The organism is Shewanella atlantica, from assembly GCF_003966265.1.
Classification (GTDB): Bacteria; Pseudomonadota; Gammaproteobacteria; order Enterobacterales; family Shewanellaceae; genus Shewanella; species Shewanella atlantica.
This window is the reverse complement of sequence record NZ_RXNV01000012.1, coordinates 42092-61715: the sequence shown is the minus strand read 5'-3', so window position 1 is coordinate 61715 and position 19624 is coordinate 42092. Positions and strand designations below refer to the sequence as shown.

At 48.5% G+C, this 19624-nt stretch carries 17 protein-coding genes; 11 read left to right on the top strand and 6 right to left on the bottom strand.

Annotated elements, in window-relative coordinates:
- The first annotated feature begins 136 nt into the window (after window positions 1-136).
- From EKG39_RS18675 to EKG39_RS18645, 7 genes are all read left to right on the top strand, one after another.
- The gene (locus EKG39_RS18675; RefSeq protein ID WP_246028559.1) at window positions 137-1738 is read left to right on the top strand and encodes a hypothetical protein; all 1602 of its coding nucleotides are present in this window, start codon (window positions 137-139) and stop codon (window positions 1736-1738) included.
- A gap of 15 nt (window positions 1739-1753) precedes the next feature.
- Window positions 1754-2464 (top strand): 3-oxoacid CoA-transferase subunit A, encoded by a 711-nt coding sequence (locus EKG39_RS18670; RefSeq protein WP_126507493.1) that lies wholly within the window; start codon window positions 1754-1756, stop codon window positions 2462-2464.
- A gap of 26 nt (window positions 2465-2490) precedes the next feature.
- Window positions 2491-3165 carry a 3-oxoacid CoA-transferase subunit B gene (locus EKG39_RS18665; RefSeq protein WP_126507492.1) on the top strand — a complete coding sequence of 225 codons (675 nt, stop codon included), beginning with the start codon at window positions 2491-2493 and terminating at the stop codon, window positions 3163-3165.
- 168 nt (window positions 3166-3333) lie between these two features.
- A complete protein-coding gene (locus EKG39_RS18660) occupies window positions 3334-4728 on the top strand; it encodes an aspartate aminotransferase family protein (protein ID WP_126507491.1) in 1395 nt (464 codons plus the stop codon).
- 1 nt (window position 4729) lies between these two features.
- Window positions 4730-5950 carry a 3-oxoadipyl-CoA thiolase gene (gene pcaF / locus EKG39_RS18655; RefSeq protein ID WP_281276263.1) on the top strand — a complete coding sequence of 407 codons (1221 nt, stop codon included), beginning with the start codon at window positions 4730-4732 and terminating at the stop codon, window positions 5948-5950.
- Window positions 5951-6162: 212 nt separating this feature from the next.
- Window positions 6163-6594, top strand: coding sequence for a universal stress protein (locus EKG39_RS18650; protein WP_126507490.1), 432 nt, complete (start codon window positions 6163-6165; stop codon window positions 6592-6594).
- A 474-nt stretch (window positions 6595-7068) separates the two neighbouring features.
- On the top strand, window positions 7069-8694 hold the full coding sequence (locus EKG39_RS18645) for a methyl-accepting chemotaxis protein (protein ID WP_126507533.1): 1626 nt from the start codon (window positions 7069-7071) through the stop codon (window positions 8692-8694).
- 100 nt (window positions 8695-8794) lie between these two features.
- On the opposite strand, the gene EKG39_RS18640 is transcribed toward EKG39_RS18645, so the two are convergent.
- The 3 genes from EKG39_RS18640 to EKG39_RS18630 all read right to left on the bottom strand — a co-directional run bounded on the left by EKG39_RS18640 (window position 8795) and on the right by EKG39_RS18630 (window position 11885).
- Complete coding sequence (locus EKG39_RS18640) at window positions 8795-9334, bottom strand: DUF924 family protein (protein WP_126507532.1); 540 nt, start codon at window positions 9332-9334, stop codon at window positions 8795-8797.
- Window positions 9335-9571: 237 nt separating this feature from the next.
- Window positions 9572-11152 carry a PH domain-containing protein gene (locus EKG39_RS18635; RefSeq protein ID WP_246028558.1) on the bottom strand — a complete coding sequence of 527 codons (1581 nt, stop codon included), beginning with the start codon at window positions 11150-11152 and terminating at the stop codon, window positions 9572-9574.
- Entirely contained in the window at window positions 11115-11885 is a 771-nt protein-coding gene (locus EKG39_RS18630) for a PH domain-containing protein (RefSeq protein WP_246028557.1), read from the bottom strand. The genes EKG39_RS18635 and EKG39_RS18630 overlap by 38 nt, the downstream gene beginning before the upstream one ends.
- 181 nt (window positions 11886-12066) lie before the next feature.
- On the opposite strand from EKG39_RS18630, the gene EKG39_RS18625 reads away from it, so the two are divergent.
- Together EKG39_RS18625 and EKG39_RS18620 are read left to right on the top strand one after the other, a co-directional pair.
- Window positions 12067-12357 (top strand): winged helix-turn-helix domain-containing protein, encoded by a 291-nt coding sequence (locus EKG39_RS18625; protein ID WP_126507489.1) that lies wholly within the window; start codon window positions 12067-12069, stop codon window positions 12355-12357.
- Window positions 12358-12811: 454 nt separating this feature from the next.
- A complete protein-coding gene (locus EKG39_RS18620; RefSeq protein ID WP_126507488.1) occupies window positions 12812-13681 on the top strand; it encodes an ion transporter in 870 nt (289 codons plus the stop codon).
- A gap of 125 nt (window positions 13682-13806) precedes the next feature.
- Here the strand turns inward: EKG39_RS18620 and EKG39_RS18615 are convergent, their stop codons facing one another.
- Complete coding sequence (locus tag EKG39_RS18615; protein ID WP_126507487.1) at window positions 13807-14133, bottom strand: DUF2956 domain-containing protein; 327 nt, start codon at window positions 14131-14133, stop codon at window positions 13807-13809.
- 269 nt (window positions 14134-14402) lie between these two features.
- On the opposite strand from EKG39_RS18615, the gene EKG39_RS18610 reads away from it, so the two are divergent.
- On the top strand, window positions 14403-16220 hold the full coding sequence (locus EKG39_RS18610; RefSeq protein ID WP_126507529.1) for an ABC transporter transmembrane domain-containing protein: 1818 nt from the start codon (window positions 14403-14405) through the stop codon (window positions 16218-16220).
- Window positions 16221-16397: 177 nt separating this feature from the next.
- Here EKG39_RS18610 and EKG39_RS18605 read toward each other — a convergent pair whose 3' ends face one another.
- Window positions 16398-16667 (bottom strand): hypothetical protein, encoded by a 270-nt coding sequence (locus EKG39_RS18605; protein WP_126507486.1) that lies wholly within the window; start codon window positions 16665-16667, stop codon window positions 16398-16400.
- A 231-nt stretch (window positions 16668-16898) separates the two neighbouring features.
- Between EKG39_RS18605 and EKG39_RS18600 the strand changes: the two genes are divergently transcribed.
- Window positions 16899-17930 (top strand): alpha/beta hydrolase, encoded by a 1032-nt coding sequence (locus EKG39_RS18600; RefSeq protein WP_126507485.1) that lies wholly within the window; start codon window positions 16899-16901, stop codon window positions 17928-17930.
- 82 nt (window positions 17931-18012) lie between these two features.
- Here the strand turns inward: EKG39_RS18600 and EKG39_RS18595 are convergent, their stop codons facing one another.
- Window positions 18013-19617, bottom strand: coding sequence for an AMP-binding protein (locus EKG39_RS18595; protein ID WP_126507484.1), 1605 nt, complete (start codon window positions 19615-19617; stop codon window positions 18013-18015).
- Window positions 19618-19624 lie beyond the last annotated feature (7 nt).

The following is a 19624-nucleotide window of genomic DNA, read 5'->3' as shown; positions in this document are numbered from 1 at the left end:
AAAGGCACTTGTTTAGCGGCTCTTGTTCAGCAATCTTTTATTAAAAACTCTTGTTAACACTCCAATTAAAAAAGGGGTTAAGAAGAGCATCATGCCCCTTTCGATAGGGGAGATAAGTCACTGACAGGACATAATAATGAGCAATCAGAACTCTGCCGAAAGTATTATCACCACCTCAGCCCCTCAAAAGCATTTAGTCGTTAACACTGCCGCTGTCGAACAGACAATGACCCGATACGGGTACAGTGACGAGACGATGAATATCATCAACCGGGAGAGGTTACTGCCGGCGGGATTGCTTAGCAGATTGCATGCCTCCTATCCGCAGCACTCGGGTCTGCTCGAAAGCCGCGAATTTCTCTTTAATGAAAAAGAGCACTACACCGGCTTGTCCGGGTTTCGTGAAGTCTGCTCGATACTGAATAAGAATGGCATAGATATCGGTGCCATCGACGAGCGTGAACTGTTTGTCGAGGTGTATCGCTTCCTGGCGACGCGTCACACACTCAATAGTATCAACTGGGATGATTACCCAACCGATTCAGTGTTCCAGCTGGTGTTCCCACAGCCCGGGATGATAGATGAGCAGACAACGCAGCAATATATCGACAGTGAGGATGCCAAGGCCCGTACTCAGGTGGCTGTCGATTATATGGAGAAGACCAATCCCCACGACGGTAATCAGCAGCTAAATAAGCCTTGGTTTGTGAACGATGAAGGCGTACTTGAGTTTCTCGATGGCAGTCAGCATAAGTATCCTCAGTGTCAGCTGGTGTTTGATAAAACCACCCAAAACTGTTTCTCTTTCTGTACTTACTGTTTCCGTCACGCACAGGTTCGTGGCGATGAAGATATGTTTATTCAGAAAGACATCGCTCAGCTCCATGAATACCTGAGACGGCATACCGAAGTGACCGATATTCTTATCACCGGCGGTGATGGCGGCTATATGCCGGTGAGCCGTTTACGCCAGTATGTGATGCCTCTTATCGAAGATCCCTCTTTGCTGCATGTAAAAAATGTCCGCCTGGCTACCCGGGCGCTGACCTTCCAACCAGAGATGGTGCTAACTGAAAAGTATGAACCTATGCTTGAGTTGTTCGACACCATGCGTGATAACGGCGTACAACTGGCTTGGATGGCACACTTCTCTACGCCTCGTGAACTGCTTAACCCAAGCACCATAGCGGCTATTCGTCGTTTGCAAAATCACGGAGTGAATATTCGTAGCCAGAGTCCGATGATGAATCACATCAGCCTGTTCAAAGATGAAGCCGGCAATGTAGATGTCGAACGTTCCTCTCAAAACTGGATCGATCTGGCCACTATTCTGGGCATGATGTGTGTGGGCTTCCACTCCATGTATTGCGCACGCCCAACCGGTGAACATCATTACTACACGGCACCGTTAGCAGATATGGGCAAAATTTTTAATCGCATCTATCGCTCACTCGCCTCTATCAACCGCCCATCCCGCCATATCTCCATGACTATATCGGCAGGTAAGTTGGCCATTTTGGGAACCTCTGTGGTGAATGGCGAGAAGTGTTTTGCCTTGCAGTTTACTGAGGCCAGAAATATGGAATGGATGGATAGAGTGATATTGGCTAAATATGACGAGAAGGAGAATAAGATCGACTGTCTAACCCCATTGGATACCGATAAGTTCTTTTTCGAAGATGAACTCAAGCAGATTGAGACGGATCTGGCAGATGCACTGCAGCAGCGTTTAGGCTAATAAGGGGTTGTAAATATGATAGATAAACGTATAGCTTCGTGTCGCGACGCGGTGGCGGACATTTTCGATGGCGCGACTGTGATGATTGGTGGTTTCGGTGAGGCCGGTAGTCCGATAGAGCTTATTCATGCCCTGATCGATCACGGTGCCCGCAACCTGACCGTGATTAATAACAATACCGGTAGCGGTCATGTGGGTTTGGCAGCCCTGATCGAGAATGGTCAGGTTGGTAAGATGATCTGCTCATTCCCCCGCACCGCCAACTCGACGGTATTTCCCGACCTGTATCGTGCCGGCAAGATTGAGCTCGAGTTAGTGCCTCAGGGCACGCTTGCCGAGCGGATCCGCGCAGGAGGCGCCGGGATCCCCGCCTTCTACACGGCGACGTCTGTGGGAACACCACTAGCCGAAGGCAAGAAGCATGAAATATTCGATGGGCAGGAGTTTGTTCAGGAGCGTGGCCTGACTGCCGATTTTGCCCTGATAAAAAGTCTAAATGCCGACCGTTATGGCAACCTTATCTACAACAAGACGGCACGCAATTTTGCCCCCATCATGGCGATGGCGGCTAACTGCACCGTAGTGCAGACACAGGAATTTGTCGAAGCGGGCGATATCGACCCCGAGATTGTCGTCACCCCAGGTATCTTTGTTAATCGTATCGTGACCGTCGCAAATCCGGCTCAAGAGTCGCAGTTAGTCAATGCCGGAGTCTCCTATCCATGAGCAATCTAACCATGAGTAGTCTATTTATGAGCAAAATAAGTCAACATAATCATGCATCAGACAAGATCGGCTGGGATCGTGAGCAGATGGCTCAGAAGGCCGCTCAGGATATTCCCGATGGCGCCTATGTCAACTTAGGGATAGGGATCCCGGAAAAGGTTGCCCGTTATGTTCCCGAGGGACGTGAAGTGATTTACCACACCGAGAATGGCTTGCTCGGCATGGGGCCAACGCCAGAGGAGGACGAGATAGATTCCGAGCTTATCAATGCGGGTAAGAAACCTGTAAGCGCGATAGCTGGTGCGGCCTATTTTCATCATGCCGACAGTTTCGCCATGATCCGTGGCAAGCATATCGATGTTTGTGTGTTGGGGGCGATGCAGGTCTCGGCTAAGGGGGATCTGGCGAATTGGTCGACGGGTGCCGTCGATGCCATTCCGGCAGTGGGTGGCGCCATGGATCTGGTCGCCGGGGTTAAGACTATATTTGTCATCACTCAACATACGACCAAGCAGGGGGAGCCTAAGTTAATCGAGCACTGCAGTTACCCGCTGACAGGACAGGGAGTTGTCAGCCGCATCTATACCGATCTGGCCGTTATCAAGGTCACAGAGCGAGGTTTAGAGGTGGTGGAGTTGGCGCCGGGTGTCGATTTTGACTACGTGCAGCAGCGCACCGGTTGTGAACTGCTTCGGTCATAGCCTTGGTGTTATGGTTTAGATCGAAAGCCTAGAACTTAGAACTTAGAACCTAGAACCTAGAACTTAGAACTTAGAACCTAGAACTTAGAACTTAGAACCTAGAACCTAGAACCTTAGTGCCAGTTAATAGCAAGAACCCTACAAAGTTAGTAAATTGGAATATGAAAGATGGAAGATAACCAGAACAATATTCATAGAACTAATAGCAGCAGTACTGATAACAATAGCAAGAAAATGCCTTCCAACCGCAGCGCCGAACTCTATGAGAAGGCATTAACCTTGATGCCGGGCGGTTGCAGTCGTAATACTGTGCTCAGAAGCCCTAACCCTCTGTATGCCGAGTCGGCAAAGGGCTGTTATGTCACCGATATCGAAGGTGTCACCCGCGTCGATTTTGCCAATAACATGGCGGCCCTTATCCATGGGCATGCTCACCCTAAGGTTGTCGCCAATGTCACCGATCAACTCAATAAAGGCAGCGCGTTTACCTTAGCGACAGAAGTTGAGATCGATTATGCCGAGCACTTGTGTAGCCGCAATAAGGGCTTCGAGAAGATCCGTTTCGTAAACTCAGGTACAGAAGCTGTGATGAGCTGTTTGAAGGCGGCAAGGGCCTATACAGGAAGGCCAAAAATAGCCAAGGTCGAGGGGGCTTATCACGGTCTCTATGATCACGCCGAGGTGAGTCAAACTGCCAGTCCTGCTAATTGGGGGGATGAGTCAAATCCCAATAGTGTACCTGTCGCATTCGGTACACCCGAAGCCACACTCAATGATGTGGTAGTGATCCCTTTTAACGATGCAGAACGAGCCATCACCATCTTAGATAAGCACAAGGATGAGTTAGCCTGTGTGCTGGTGGATCTTCTCCCTCACCGTGTCGGGCTTATTCCTGCCTCACAGGAGTTTGTGGTTGCGCTCAGGGAGTGGACGACTAAGCACAATGCCCTGTTAGTTTTCGATGAGGTGATCACCTTCCGCAACGGTTATGGCGGGGCACAGGACAATTACCCCATCAGTCCCGATCTGACCGCCATGGGCAAGATGATCGGGGGCGGCTTCCCGGTCGGCGCACTGGCAGGTCGCAACGATGTGATGGATGTGATGAACCCTCTCAATGATAAGGTGTTGTTTCCTCACTCAGGTACATTCTCGGCTAACCCTGTCACTATGGTGGCGGGCCTAACCGCTATGACACTGTTCGATCGAGAAGCTGTGGCTAAATTGAATGCCTTAGGTGAACAACTCAGATCTCAAATCAGTGAGGTGATTGCGATTGCGGGTGTCCCCGCTTGTGTTACCGGTGACGGCTCCATGTTCCGAATTCATATGAAGGCTAATCCGCCGAAGAACTATCGTGCCTCCTTTGCCGATGCTAAGGAAGGCCGTATCAGAACTGCGTTGGTGGACCACCTTTTCGATAATGGATTTATGATGATCAACACCTGCTCCGGTACGCTTTCGACCGAGATGACAGGTAAAGAGATAAACCAATTTACCCAAGTCTTGCTGGATGGGTTTCGTAAGATTAAGCCACTGTTTTCATCTGGAGAAGGTCACTAACATGAATTCAAATAAGCTGAAAGATGTCTATATTTGCGATGCGGTCAGGACACCGATAGGTCGCTATGGTGGGGCATTATCTTCCGTTCGGGCCGATGACTTAGCAGCCTTACCACTAAAGGCTTTGATGGAGCGAAATCCTCAGGTGGATTGGCAGGATGTTGATGACGTGCTGCTGGGGTGCGCGAACCAGTCTGGCGAAGATAATCGTAACGTCGCCAGAATGGCGACGCTGCTTGCCGGGCTGCCTCAGGAGGTACCCGGCTGCACGGTTAATCGCTTGTGTGGTTCGGGTCTTAATGCCATCGGTGATGCGACTCGTGCGATTAGTTGTGGTGAAGCCGAGTTGATGATCGCTGGCGGTGTCGAGAGTATGTCCCGAGCCCCCTTCGTCATGCCTAAAGCGACTTCGCCATTTTCTCGCTCAACCGAGTTTTATGACACCACCATGGGATGGCGTTTTATCAATCCTAAACTCGATGCCGACTATGGCACCGAGGCGATGCCTCAGACGGCGGAGAATCTGGCCAATGACTTTGGCATAAGCCGGGAAGATCAGGATAAGTTTGCACTCTGTAGTCAGCAGAAAGCGGCGGCGGCACAAGAGGATGGTCGACTGGCCCAAGAGATTATCGAGGTGAGTATTCCTATGCGCCGCGCCGAACCGGTGATCTTCAGCCAAGATGAGCATCTGCGCGGCACGAGTCTGGATAAACTTGCCAAGTTAAGGCCATTATTCGATGGCGGTACGATTACTGCGGGCAATGCCTCTGGGATTAACGATGGTGCTGCGGCTTTGCTGCTTGCCTCGGCTGACGCGGTTAAGAAACATGGCCTTAAGCCCAGGGCCAGAATTTTGGGTATGGCGGTTGCGGGTGTGCCGCCAAGGATAATGGGTTTGGGCCCGGTGCCAGCGACCCAAAAATTACTGAAAAGGCTTTCACTCACTCTCGATGATATGGATATTCTCGAATTCAATGAAGCCTTTGCCGCTCAGGCATTAACTTGTACCCGCGAGTTGGGACTGAAGGATGATGACCCCAGAATAAATCCACAGGGTGGCGCTATCGCACTTGGGCACCCTTTAGGCATGAGCGGTGCGCGTCTGGCTACCAGTGTGACCTACCAGTTAGAGCGAACTCAGGGAAAGCTGGCGTTATGCACCATGTGCGTTGGTGTGGGGCAGGGGATCGCCATGGTGATAGAGAGAGTGGATGGATAAAAGTTGTTAGTTCCTAGAACCTAGGTTCTAGGAACTAGTATTTAGCTCCAGGTTTATTAGCTATTTATGAACTTCTGTCTGAGGCTGGGAAAGCTGAAACCCGGCAATAATAATCTATGAATTCTTAACGTTAAAACTGGTTGCATCGGTGAAAGTCATCTAAATTTAACTTATGAGTAAGTCGTTAATAATAAGGTGATAGGAGAACAATAATGCGTACTCGTCAAATACTCTGTCCCACCGATTTTTCCGAGACAGCATCTCACGCTTTAGGCTATGCCATGGAGATGGCTCGACATTATCAGGTAGGAATCCGTTTATTACACGTGATCGATAAGCCTTTCGGTGATAAACACACGCGGGTCTTATCAGTGACATCCGAGGAGCTTGCGACTCGCTTGGAGGGAGAGGCTGCTGAAAAGATGCAGAAATTGATAGATGACTTGGATACAGAGGTAAAAATTGAGGTATTGATCCGCCACGGCCATGCAGCTAAACAGATTTTGGATGGAGCAAAAGAGATGAATGCCGGTATGATCGTCATGGCAAGTCATGGCTATACTGGTCTGAGCCACTTTCTGCACCCGAACGTAGCTGAAGCTATCGCAAGTGGAGCCGAATGTCCTGTGCTGGTGGTGAAATAATATCCTACCAATTGACGTAATATCAATTGCGCTAGAGACTGCTCTATAGTTCTTTAGCGCAAATATCTCTGACAGAGAAACTGGTCAGCAGATGAACGTTTGCCCGTGGATCTGCACGGGTGAAGGTTTTCAAAAAAATAGCCCATTTAAATCACTCATTTTAATAACTTATTTTAATCTTCTCCCTCTTAATACCGGTACCCCCTCATAAGCCTAAACCCTTTAATTATCAGCTTGTAATAGTTGACAACAATTTTTATTTGCTCTGTTAAGCCCTGTATAAATAGAGTAATCCTTTGTCTTTCATTCATTTTTACATATTCATTAGAATAAACTGTTGCTAAGTGGTTGTTGGTTAGAACAAAATTTATCCAGTATTTTTTATTGTTTGTTATGCTTAATATTAGGGCTCGAAAAATGGAATGCCTGAGCCGAAACAAAGGAGGCGATAAACTCGACTCGGTAGGCAGTGTGATGGTCAACTTACAGATTAAACAAAAAATGACGCTGGGATTGTTGGTCCCGTTAATTCTATTAATCAGCATCTGTTTTTTAGCGGTCAACATGATGGGGAAGATCGAACTTGGCGTTGTAAGCATATACAACGATAGAGTCGTTCCTCTGGAAGATCTTAAAATTATCGGTGATGACTACGCAGTTTCGGTTATCGATGCGGTTAATAAGGCCAATGCCGGTATGTTCAGCGCCGCAGAAGCCAGCCGTGCAATGACTGACTCCAGCCGAAATATCAGCGAGAAGTGGGATGGCTATATGGCGACGACCTTGACCGATGAGGAGTCCAGGCTAGCTAAGGAGGCCAATCGATTATTCACTCCGGCCAATCAAGCAATCTCTCAACTTGTTAATAAGCTAAACAACATGCAAGGTTCACCCAAGTGGCAGTTGAACGATGATATTGCGCCTCTCTACGATGTGATAGACCCTATTAGCGGAAAAATTTCCGAGCTGGTCAGCCTGCAGTTAAAGGTCGCTGGTGAGGAGAAAGATAGAGTCGATGAAATTTATGTATCTTCTGTGAAGATTTTTATCGTCTTGACCTTGGTTGCTATCGTGGCGAGTGTCTTGATAGGGCTCTGGGTGACAAAGGCCGTGATGCGCCCCATAGATAATATAGTCACCACGCTCAATACCGTTCGTGTCGATTCTGATTTGACGGTGAAATTCAAGACCTTTAATGATGATGAGCTCGGTCAGATCTCGACCAACCTGACACTGGTGATTGAGCACCTGCGTGGCATTCTTAACTCTATAGCTGATGCGGCCAACACTGTCGGAGATTCAACCATCAAGCTGAGTGAGTTTACTCAGCAAACCAATGACAGGATGCATCAGCAGCAATCGGAAACTGAGCAGACTGCAGCGGCAATGAACCAAATGACGGCAACCGTTGCCGAGGTCGCTCAGAGTGCAACTAATGCCGCAGATTCCGCCAAAGATGCAGAAGGCAATGCAACCAAAGGTAATGGTATCGTTCAGCAATCGGTTTCCAGCATGTCTCAGCTCTCTAAGCAGATAGATCAAACCTCTGAGGTGATCACCCATCTGGCCAGTGAGAGTCAAAATATCGGTAGTGTTCTGGATGTGATTAAGGGCATAGCCGAACAGACAAACCTGTTGGCGTTAAATGCAGCCATCGAGGCGGCCCGTGCCGGTGAACAGGGACGAGGCTTTGCAGTGGTAGCCGACGAGGTGAGAACCCTGGCACAGAGAACTCAGGAGTCGACCCAAGAGATTGAGTCTATGATCGATGGTCTGCAAAAAGGAGTTCAGGAAGCCGTAGGTGCCATGAAAGTGGGTACCGAGCAAGTTTATGATGCCAACGAGAAGGCAAATATGGCCGGCGATGCGCTTAATGAGATTGTGCTCTCCGTCGATAATATCAGTAACATGAATACTCAGATCGCCACCGCAGCAGAAGAGCAGAGCAGTGTAGCCGAAGACATTAACCGAAGTATCATTGCTATCAGCGATATCGCACAAACCTCCACCATGGCGGCGCAAGAGCTGACAACTTCTGTGGCTGAGTTAACCAGCCTGTCGGAAAGTATGCGTGAGCAGGTGAGCCAATTTAAACTCTAGAGTTTCCTGGCTGAAAACTGAGAGAGAACCTTTACCTAAGGTTCTCTCTTTTTTTGATTAAATTATCATTCGTTGCTTGAAGCCGATACTCGCGCTCCAGCTAAAAACTCGAGCCCGGTTGTGACAAAAACTCCAGCTCGACCGCCGTCGATTTTCGTCCGAGGATCTCGTTTCTGTGAGGGTATCTTCCGAAGCGATCGATAATGGTTTTGTGGCGACGTTCAAACTCAAGGTTACCCTTGGCCGACTCCCGACTGAACAAGATCATCGCAACCTCGTGGATGCGCGGGGATTCACTGTGCATATAGGGCATAAACAGGAAAGGGATCTGTTTACCCTTGAGCTCGCTATCGATATTCAGTGCGACCGCTTCCTGGGCTAAGGTCAGTGCCATAGGATCGGCGGCGAATGACTCTGGCGTATCACGATAGATGTTGCGGCAGAACTGATCCAGAACGATGATCTCGGCGAGTCGTCCCTCGGGCGTTGTGCGCCAATGGTAGAGCTCTCCACGTTTGGCCTGTTCAACCAATTCACCAAATCTGTCTTTGAGCATACTATCGAACTGGGTGTCTTTAACCCACCAGAGTTTAGGGTCTATCTCTTCAAACCAGAAGTCGATGATGGTATCCGGGGTCATATTAATAATGCTTTGACTATTAACTTGATTGATGGTGTTCAATGTCTGACTCTCCTTGGCTGGCACGAACCGTAATCGACATAAGGGAGTCCCCCTTCCTGTCGATAGTTATATGGCTACTTAATAAATGCTGCTTTCCAATCTTTTCTCACTGGCAATAATTTAGCAATTTAAGTTTAGGCTATTCAACTGCTTGTTTGTGTTTTTATATCGAGTGTTTCCTTATACCGATCGACATTAGATCCAGTTCGTATGATCTTTGGCGGTTATCGCCAGTGCACGTTCGGCGATAGCTCTGGCATCCTTCAAGGGCATATAGGGGATGGTCTGTGGGCCGCTGGCAAGTCCCAGCTCCAGGTTGGCCAACTGTTTTCGTTTCTGGCTTGGTGTCTGGGTGATGGACACATGTTGGACTTTTTTCAATGCGATTAGATGCCAGGTTCGTCCGAGCATACCGGTATGGATCCAGCAATCATCTCCCTGATGCAGGTAACCCCATTGGCGATATCTCAAATAGAGGCCAATCACAAAGCAGATTGCCCCGAACCATAACAATTCAGTGAAGGGGTTCAGACCTAAGAAAATGGTATTTACCATGGGAATGAGCAGTGGCAGAAAGCCTCGACGCCAGAACCACCCCAAATGGATCCCTGAGTAGGAGAGAGGCAGTGTCGAACTCACAGAGACTAACCCCGGCAGTTTAGGCATTAGCGCTTCGATGGCCTCTCTCGTCATGCTGGGGACCAGCATATGCTTCTTTGCGACCTGTTCAACTTCGGTGCCTTTGACCTGCTTGAAGTTTATTGTCCATAGCTTGAGAAAGCGCCCGATAATGGGTTGAGTAAAGCGAATGACCTGTATGCGGTGTTGCGTCAGGGCATCATTTTGCTTAGCGATTACTCCGCCGGTTCTATGCAGTGTATCTCCACTTAAACTCAGCCGATAGGGGTAATATTTGAGTACGGATGCCGTCATAGATATCAGCGAAAGTAACAGATAAAAACCGATAAGCATCGAGCAGGCGAAGAGGATCTGGAGCAACATATTTACGGCTATGGTTTGTTCGTACCAATGCAATAAAGTGAGGGCAAAGTCTGTATTGGCCAGAGCTTCCCAATCGAACTGACCGATAATAGGGCCAGCGATGATGGCAAACCAAAATAGATTATTTTGATAGAAGCCGAACAGTAACAGTGATTTCATCTTCTTCAATACCAAGGGGGCTTGGCTATTCGCTGGACTCGCATCTGTCCCGGATTGATTTGGCGCTAAGTGCCGGGGTGTTTCGGCCTTGCTGTCTGCCCTTGAGCCGGAAATACTCGATGGGTTAACCAGTCGCTGCTTGAGCTCAATGGCTTGCTGATAACTGACGGCGGCTAATACGGCTTCATCTTTCTTAGAACCCGCAGTTTCGACCACTAAACTATAGAGGCCCATTGGCCGGAAATAGAAAGGCTGTTCCAGGCGGATGTTCTGAATCTTACCCAGAGGAATTTCATGAGCCTTCTTAAAGATAAGCCCCTGACGAATACCAAGCTTGTCATCGAACAGACGATAGCGAAACATGGCCCAATCTATAACTGCACTGATAACAATAAGTAAGCATGCACCAGCAAAGCCAATGATCATCCAGGGAGAATCAAACCCTTGTTTCCAACCTGTATAGACGAAAGGAACCATGGCGTAGCCGTTCGTGACCAGAATTCGAATGGTGTTAAAGGTAAAGCTCACTATTGACCATGGAGACAGGCCCTTCCACTGAGGGAGTAACTGACTCATATTATTGCTCAGCTCTGTCGGCGGCGGGTTCTTCTTCATTGATCTTTTTCTGGTTCACCTCTTCATTCACGTTAATGATAGCAGTGGTTTTGATGGCGATTGCCGCCATACTGAGCAGGTGTTGTCTGAGCTTTTCTGCGGTTTTACTCTCTAAGCCGGGCAGCTCGATCTCTGCACTACCACTTCCGGCGCTAAAGCATTTCAGGGTACGCAGATAAAACTTTCGCTCTAGCGGGCCTTGAGACAGGCTGATATGTTGCAGTCGGGTATAGGGGAGCGAAATCCGCTTCACCCAAAAGATCCCTGTCTGCATCACAAGTTCATGGGAACAGACGGCGTAACCAATTGCCTTGGCATTGAGGTACCTCACCCAAGTGATCCCAGAGCCAATCATCAATAGGGCCGGAATGACTATTGCCGCAATGGGCAGGGGAATCGTTGCGACAAAAATGAGAAATACCGACAAGATAGTGATAAAGATTATTGAGATAGTTGCCGTTTCAATAAGTACTTGCGTGTAATGACGCGGCTCAACGGGCGACAATGGGATCTGGTCGAAGCTTTGCCATTGCTCCTGAGGCTGTGGCCTGTGATCTAATCGTTCACTCTTTAAATTAGAGAGCTCATCGACAGAGTCCATAGAGGGTGATAAATCCGTTACCACCGCCGAACCACCTTGCAGAGCCGGCTCTTTTATCGATGTGCTGGCCTTGATATCAACTAAACGATCTTTAATTTCACTACCTTTTATCTCAGGCGTTTCATGGGTCATGTGCCAGTATCCGTTTCTGGTTTCTTATTCAATTTCGAATAACACTATATCAAGAAGCGCTAACCTTTCTCCATAGGCTGACATATTTCACAACAATTTCACTCTGTGGTATTTTTATAGGGATATGAGCTATTGATGTTAGTCATTGATAGTTGAATTTATTTAAATAAAAGGTGCCGATTTGGACATTGAAGTTTCAAAACAGAAAAAAGCATTTCTACGAAAGCTATATCTTGCGCATCATATCGACAGCGAGCAACATAACCTATTGTCTTTAAATAAGTTAACGGGCATGCCGCGACGTACGCTTCAAGATGCTATTGCGGCGCTGTCGGACATAGGTATCGAGTGTCAGTTTATTCAGGACGGTGAACGCAATAACGCCGGGCATTATCGTATCAACACCTGGGGCCCTATCAGCAGTGCTTGGGTAGATACTCATCTGGCCATGATCACCGAAGTTTTGGCTTGATATAGTCTTTAGTTACGAGGTTCGGGGGGCGAGGTCTGGGAACGGGCGACGAGCTACGATATGCGAATTACGACATCCTCCATGTAGGAGCGGCTTTAGCCGCGAATCTTTCAGGGCTGGAATCTTGTTAGCGCTTAGTCATCATCTTGAATTCATTCCCTGTAAAGAGCAGGATCCCGTTTTTTTAATGCCTGAATACTTTTGTCTTCCTGCTCTATAGCCAACCGGCTTAAATAGTCCACATGAATACAGTCAGCCCCATCATCTCAGCCTTTTCATTTTTAATAAAATTTTAAGCTATTCCTGCTAGAGTCCGCCGACTGCGGGATCGGCCGACGTTTAGTTGTTTGTTTTTCGAGTCATCCTTATTCCAATTGGAATTTTATCTCTGCAGCTCCCATTTATCAGACAGACCTTTTTAAATAACCAAATTTTGATGTAGAGGAGAGCTGCCGTGCTGGCAAACGTTTCTGGCATACAGGACAAACTTAAGCTGATTGACAACAGCAAGGCCTTTCAGGGCTTTGTGATTTTTGTGATCATAGTGTCAGCCTTGTCGATTGGGGCACACACCTACCATCTGCCATCCTGGATGGAGAAGAGTCTGGTGGTACTGGATGTCGGTATCACCGTGTTTTTTGCCATCGAAATTGTGATTCGATTTTTAGCGAGTGATGGCCCTAAGAAGTTTTTCACTAATGGCTGGAATATTTTCGATACCCTGATCGTGATTGGCAGCTTAATCCCTGCCGGTGGCGCCGGAATTCTTATCGCCCGTCTGTTGCGTATCTTCAGGGTACTGCGGCTCGTCTCCATGATCCCTGAGCTGAGAATGCTGGTGAATGCCCTACTCAAGGCCATTCCGCGCATGGGTTATATTGCTCTGCTGATGTTTGTGATCTTCTATATCTATGGCGCTATCGGCAGCATGTTGTTCGCCCATATCAATGACTTTCTCTGGGGCGACGTTTCGGTCGCTATGCTAACCCTGTTTAGGGTGTCTACGTTCGAATCATGGACCTCTGTAATGTATGAAACCATGGCGGTCTATCCGTTGAGTTGGATCTATTATCTTAGTTTTATCTTCCTGACAGCCTTTGTATTTCTGAACATGATGGTGGGTGCCGTACTCGATGTGATGACACAGGAAACACAGGCGATGCGAGCGGAAACAGAGGCCGAAGAGGAGGCCGCTAACCATAATAGCCAACAGACTGAGACGAAGGCTGAACTGCCCGCCAGCGCCGCCGATGTGGCGGAACTCAAACAGCAGATAGCCGAACTCAAAGGCTTGTTAGTACAAAATGCGCAAGGGGCGGGATAAGTTTAGTAACAAAGTTCCTAGGATCTAGAACCTAGGAACTTCCCTTTGTACCGGAAGTTGCATTTGCCTTATCTTTGACTCGTGACTTGATGCTATCTCTTACTTCAGCTCTTTATTTCAACTCTTTATTTTAAAAAATGGAAGCCGATAAATCCAATCCAGCTGAGTACCAGTAACCCCCAAGGCAGCATCGGGCGAGTCGAGTTAGTCTCAAGCTCGGTTGTATCGCTGTCTACCGTTTCGGCAGCACGCGCCTTGGCTCTGATCTCCTGCTTACGGGACTTGTCTCTGTCTCTCGCCTTACTCTTCTGTTGCTTCTTATATTCTGCGATTCCTTTCTCAATACCTAAGGCGATAAGCTTAGTCTGCTCCTTGGTTTGTCCCGGTTTTTGAGTGGCCTTGGCCACTTTCATCGCTTCATTTTGGGTTTCGCTGGAGATGTTCTTTGCCATAAGGTTTTGCTGCTACTCTCAATGGGTATCGATTCTTAATGAGACAAGACTATATACTTAAATGCAGATAAGTTCAGTCAAACAAGGCGCATTTTTTGATACAAACTAAATCGACGTTTGTAGATTGGTTTTGATATTCTCTACTTATCCAATGAGCTTATTGAAGCGCTTGTTCATTGAACGGGCTGGATAAACTCATTCTACCTCTTTAAGTCGTTGCTCCAAGAAAGGAACTCCCATTGAGTCAAGATACGACCTCGGTTTCACCCATGACCGCCAGTTCAAAACAGAGTAAGTCACTTTCTTCAGGTTCCGATGTAGCCAAGAGAGCGGTTTTACCTTGGATAGGGGCTTTCTTACGTCCCTATAAAGGGCGAGTCATTGCCGCCATTATCTTCCTGTTTATCGGTTCGCTGGCTTGGCTCTCGCTGGGGCAGGGAGTTCGTCTGATGGTCGATGAAGGCTTCTTGCAGGATAACGGTGACAGGCTCAATGAGATCATCATGTTGGTGATAGGTATCACCGCCCTGAGCAGCTCCGCCATATTCTGCCGTTTCTACCTGATGACCTGGCTCGGCGAGCGGGTGAGTGCCGACATTCGCCTTAAGGTTTACGACCACCTATTGAAACTGTCGCCGGGCTTCTATGCCAGGTTACGTACCGGCGAGGTGATCTCCCGTTTCACCGCCGATTCGACCTTACTACAATCGGTCGTGGGATCGAGTCTCTCCATGGCCCTGCGTGCCAGCGTCACCGTTGTCGGAGGTATAGTGATGATGGCCATCACCAGCCTTAAATTGACCGGTCTGGTATTGCTGGCTGTGCCTATGGTGCTGGGGCCTATCTTCTTCTTTGGTCGCAAGGTGAGGGACCTCTCCCGTCAGAGTCAGGACAGAGTTGGTGATTTAGGCGCCTATGTCGATGAGACCCTGCACGAGATCCATACGGTGCAAGCCTATACCCATGAAGATCGTGACAGAGCCCTGTTTAACGATCGTGTCGAAGCCGTAATGGATGCGGCGAAGGGGCGAATTCGCTATCGCTCAATTTTAATCTCATTAGTGATGTTTCTCAGCATATTGGCAATAGCACTGGTGACCTGGGTTGGGGCACAGGATGTGATGACAGGAAGTATATCCGGTGGTGAATTGTCGGCCTTTATGTTCTATGCCGTGATGGTGGCGGGGTCGGTTGCGACCATCAGTGAGGTTATCGGTGAGATCCAGAGAGCAGCCGGAGCTTCAGAGCGGTTAATAGAGTTGGTCGAAACCCCTATCGACATTCCAACGGTTGCGAAACCTGAGACTTTACCTGAATCCGTGGCGGGTAAACTTAGTCTTAAACAGGTTCGATTTTCCTATCAGAACATTCAGGAAAATGGTGATTCGATTGCGAGTGACTCGCAGGTCATACGCGGGCTGGATATCGAGATTAAATCCGGTGAACGCGTGGCGCTGGTGGGTGCAAGTGGTGCAGGAAAGAGTACCCTGTTTGAGCAGTTACAGCGTTTTTATCAGCTCGATAGTGGCACTATCGAGCTCGATGGTATCGATATCGCAATGCTGGCACCGCAGACGCTGCGCCAACAGTACGCCCTGGTCCCGCAAGAGTCGGTCATTTTCGCCACCAGTGTGCTTGAAAACGTCCGCTATGGCAGGCTGGATGCGAGCGAAGAGGAGGTTATCGATGCCTGTATTGCGGCCCGCGCTGATGAGTTTATTCAGGAGTTCAGCGACGGTTATCAAACCTATCTGGGAGAGCGGGGCGTCAGATTGTCCGGTGGGCAGAAGCAGCGAATCGCCATCGCCAGAGCCATCTTAGCCGACAGACCCATCCTGCTGCTGGATGAGGCAACCAGTGCCCTCGATGCGATCAGCGAGCAGAAGGTTAAGCAGGCGTTGGATAGCTTAATGGTGGATAAGACGACCCTGATTATTGCCCATCGATTGGCGACTGTGCTCAATGCGGATCGTATCTTAGTGTTAGACAAGGGACGGTTAATCGCCAGTGGCACCCACCAGGAGTTGATGGCGTCGAGCGAGCTATATCGTGAATTTGCCAGCCTGCAGCTGATCACAGAGACTTAGTCTACTTGTCGGATAACAAGTAGGCAGTATCTCTTTGGGTTCGGTTCATTGGGCGGGATTGATGTTTGGTTTGCTGGGCATCAATACTTACCTGTTACTTATCCAGTATCAAAACCGCCAAATGAAACAAGTAAAAAATGTAATCAGCCTTCATTCGAAGGCTGGCTAACTTTGGTGTTAATCGTCTAACCAGTCCATATTAGGTAATTCATCCAAATGTTGGTCATAACGCTTTCCGTTAAAAGAGGCGCCATTTTTCATGACATCGAATACTTCGACTGCCAGCGCGCAGGCCATCGATTGAATCGCTTCTTCACGTGGTGTACCAGTCATGACTAGACGCATCAAGGTTTCTTTTACCTTTTTGGGTTCGCCGTCTACGATTTGATTCTCGACAGTTTCAATTAATGTTTCTTGAGTCATGTAGCTGTCTTGTTCATTGTCCATTTTTACTACTCTGTTATCTAGCTATCTGTTATCCAATGAATGCCATTATGCCACATGCATAAGAAAAGATTGGACTGTCATATCTTTGAGGATAATAAATGGTTCCGCTTGGAAAATGCCGCCAAGCTTCATTGACGCGAACCAAACTTATGATTGAACTTATCTGGTGATGGGCACATGATGTCAATGTACAGATAACTCTGAATTGCATTCACTCGAAGATAGAAAAATATGCCACGAATATTAAAACGGATTTTGACCTCGGTGATAATCTCTATTGTCATCTACCTGGGGATAGCCTTTGGGCTTAGCTACTTTGGCGGGCCAAAACCAGAGGCTGTGAATCAAGAGGGCGCAGAAAAGCGGGGAGATGTAGTGAACAGCGGCATCAACTTTTCTGAGATGATGCTCGATTATGCCGGTATGCCGTCACTGCAAAGCTATGGCACACGAGGCCAAGGCCAACTTCAATATCGATATTACTCTTCCGACTCGGATAAGGTGTTAATTCTACTCCATGGCTCGGGCTGGCACAGTCAGCAATTTTATCAGCTGGCCAAATTTATCAGTGAGCAGGGACTGGCTCAGGTCTATACACCGGACCTGCGTGGTCATGGCGTTAATCCACAGAGGCGCGGCGATATCGATTATATCGGCCAGTTCGAAGATGACCTTGCCGATCTGATTTTGGGGATAAAACAGGACTCACCCAAGTCCGACATCATCATGGGCGGGCACTCATCGGGAGGAGGCTTAGCTATCCGCTTTGCCGGAGGAAAATATGGAAAGCAAGCGGATGCTTATCTGCTGTTAGCGCCCTTTATTTTTTATAATGCACCGACCACAAGGCCGAATGCCGGTGGCTGGGCTACCCCTTATACGGCCAGAATTATCGGTTTGAGCATGCTCAATAATATCGGCATCCATGGTTTGAATGACTTAACCAGTATCAAGTTTAATATGCCTCAAACCTTTCGAAATGGCACTGAAACCTTAGCCTATTCGTACCGACTCAACACCTCTTTTGCCCCACGGGATTACGAAGACGACCTTAGCGCAATTTCTCAGCCACTGCTGGTGTTGGCCGGAGCCGATGATGAAACCATGTTTGCGGAGCAATATCAGCCCGTCATCACCCAACATATTCCCGATAACAAACAGGCACAGGTAGAGGTATTACCGGGTGTCAGCCATATGGGAGTGGTGGTGAGCCCGGATGTCAGACCCGTTATTCAGGCGTGGATAGAAGGATTGAGACTGTGATGTAGGAGCTGCTTTAGCTGCGATATTAGATTTTCATCTTACCTCTCAGCTAAAGCCGACCCATTCCCGGCTAAAGCCGGTCCTACATACTTTTCCTCAACTCCCTTCGCAGTATCTTTCCTACGGTAGATTTTGGCAGCATAGGTACAAACTCGATCACCTTAGGGAGCTTATAGGCGGTTAACTGCTCACGGCAGTAGGCCAGAATATTTGATTCCACCTCTATGGTGTCCGCCTCATTGTTGGCGAGTACGATAACAGCCTTAACCGCTTCACCACTGCGTTCGTTGTCTATACCCACAACGGCACATTCGAGTACAGCTTCATGGCTGGCCAGCACTTCCTCCACCTCATTAGGGTAGACGTTAAAACCCGATACTATGATCATGTCTTTCTTACGGTCGACGATTTTATGAAAGCCGTCTTGTGTCTCAATGGCGATGTCACCGGTTTTAAAGAATCCCTCATCTGTCATCACATTTGAGGTGTCATCGGCTTTGTTCCAATAACCGCTCATCACCTGAGGGCCTCTCACTGCCAGTTCACCACTTTCACCCAATGGCACTTCATTGTCATCGTTATCGAGGATCTTCACCTCAGTGCCCTGCACAGGTTTGCCAATGGTGCCCAGCTGTTCGAGTCCGGGGGCGTTGAGTGAGACAACAGGCGATGTTTCCGATAAGCCGTAGCCCTCTGAGATGGTGCATCCCGTGGTTTGTTGCCAGACATTGGCCGCGGCCTGTGTCAGGGCGGTTCCGCCAGAGATGGTGATCTTCAGATGACTGAAGTCCAATGCCTTAAACTCAGGTTGATGACACAAGCCGACGAAGAGGGTGTTGAGGCCGGCAAAACCGGTAAATGGATACTTAGAGAGGGTAGTTATCAACGAGGAGATGTCCCTCGGGTTGGGAATTAATACCGAGCAACAGCCACGCTCGAAATAGAGTACCAAATTCACCATGAAGGCATAGATATGGTAGACGGGAAGCGGCGCGACAAATATCTCTTCACCCTCAACAAGCTTCTTTCCTAATCGGGATTTAATCTGCATCGCGTTAGCGATTAAGTTGCTGTGGCTCAGCATGGCTCCCTTAGATAGCCCGGTCGTGCCACCTGTGTACTGCAGCGCGGCCAGATTATCTATATGACGGCTTACCCGGTTAAAGGGTGATTGCTCCCCTATTGCCAATACGTCATTAAAGCTCTTGGTATCAAACGGCACCTCGGGTTGCGCGTGAGGGGAAATCAAGTCTAAGGCATGGGTGGAGATAACGGTTTCGATGCAAGTATTGGCGACGACATTGGTGAGTGTCGGCAGTAGATCGGAGAGGATCACCAACACCTTAGCACCACTATCATTGAACTGGTGGGTCAACTCCCGCTCTGTGTATAGCGGGTTAGTGTTAACCAGTACCATGCCGGCCCTGATGGCACCGTAGGCGGCGATAACGAACTGGGTAATATTTGGCAACTGTATTGCGACGCGATCGCCTATTTCCAATTCGGTATGATTTTGCAGGTAAGCGGCAAAATAGCGTGAGTCACGCTCAATTTCAGAAAAAGAGGTGTGATGCCCAAGGCTGGCATAGGCAGTCTTGTCACCGTAACGCCTGGCGGCCTGCTCAATCAGGTCGATAAGAGAGGTGTATTGTGTAAGGTCAAGTTTCACATCTGAATCATATGCCATAGGTACT

Bases quoted from the DNA above. Each gene is read 5' to 3' on its own strand.
- EKG39_RS18675 (WP_246028559.1), top strand. From the start codon at position 137: ATGAGCAATCAGAACTCTGCCGAAAGTATTATCACCACCTCAGCCCCT.
- EKG39_RS18670 (WP_126507493.1), top strand. From the start codon at position 1,754: ATGATAGATAAACGTATAGCTTCGTGTCGCGACGCGGTGGCGGACATT.
- EKG39_RS18665 (WP_126507492.1), top strand. From the start codon at position 2,491: ATGAGCAAAATAAGTCAACATAATCATGCATCAGACAAGATCGGCTGG.
- EKG39_RS18660 (WP_126507491.1), top strand. From the start codon at position 3,334: ATGGAAGATAACCAGAACAATATTCATAGAACTAATAGCAGCAGTACT.
- pcaF (WP_281276263.1), top strand. From the start codon at position 4,730: ATGAATTCAAATAAGCTGAAAGATGTCTATATTTGCGATGCGGTCAGG.
- EKG39_RS18650 (WP_126507490.1), top strand. From the start codon at position 6,163: ATGCGTACTCGTCAAATACTCTGTCCCACCGATTTTTCCGAGACAGCA.
- EKG39_RS18645 (WP_126507533.1), top strand. From the start codon at position 7,069: ATGGTCAACTTACAGATTAAACAAAAAATGACGCTGGGATTGTTGGTC.
- EKG39_RS18640 (WP_126507532.1), bottom strand. From the start codon at position 9,334: ATGACCCCGGATACCATCATCGACTTCTGGTTTGAAGAGATAGACCCT.
- EKG39_RS18635 (WP_246028558.1), bottom strand. From the start codon at position 11,152: ATGAAGAAGAACCCGCCGCCGACAGAGCTGAGCAATAATATGAGTCAG.
- EKG39_RS18630 (WP_246028557.1), bottom strand. From the start codon at position 11,885: ATGACCCATGAAACGCCTGAGATAAAAGGTAGTGAAATTAAAGATCGT.
- EKG39_RS18615 (WP_126507487.1), bottom strand. From the start codon at position 14,133: ATGGCAAAGAACATCTCCAGCGAAACCCAAAATGAAGCGATGAAAGTG.
- EKG39_RS18610 (WP_126507529.1), top strand. From the start codon at position 14,403: ATGACCGCCAGTTCAAAACAGAGTAAGTCACTTTCTTCAGGTTCCGAT.
- EKG39_RS18605 (WP_126507486.1), bottom strand. From the start codon at position 16,667: ATGGACAATGAACAAGACAGCTACATGACTCAAGAAACATTAATTGAA.
- EKG39_RS18600 (WP_126507485.1), top strand. From the start codon at position 16,899: ATGCCACGAATATTAAAACGGATTTTGACCTCGGTGATAATCTCTATT.
- EKG39_RS18595 (WP_126507484.1), bottom strand. From the start codon at position 19,617: ATGGCATATGATTCAGATGTGAAACTTGACCTTACACAATACACCTCT.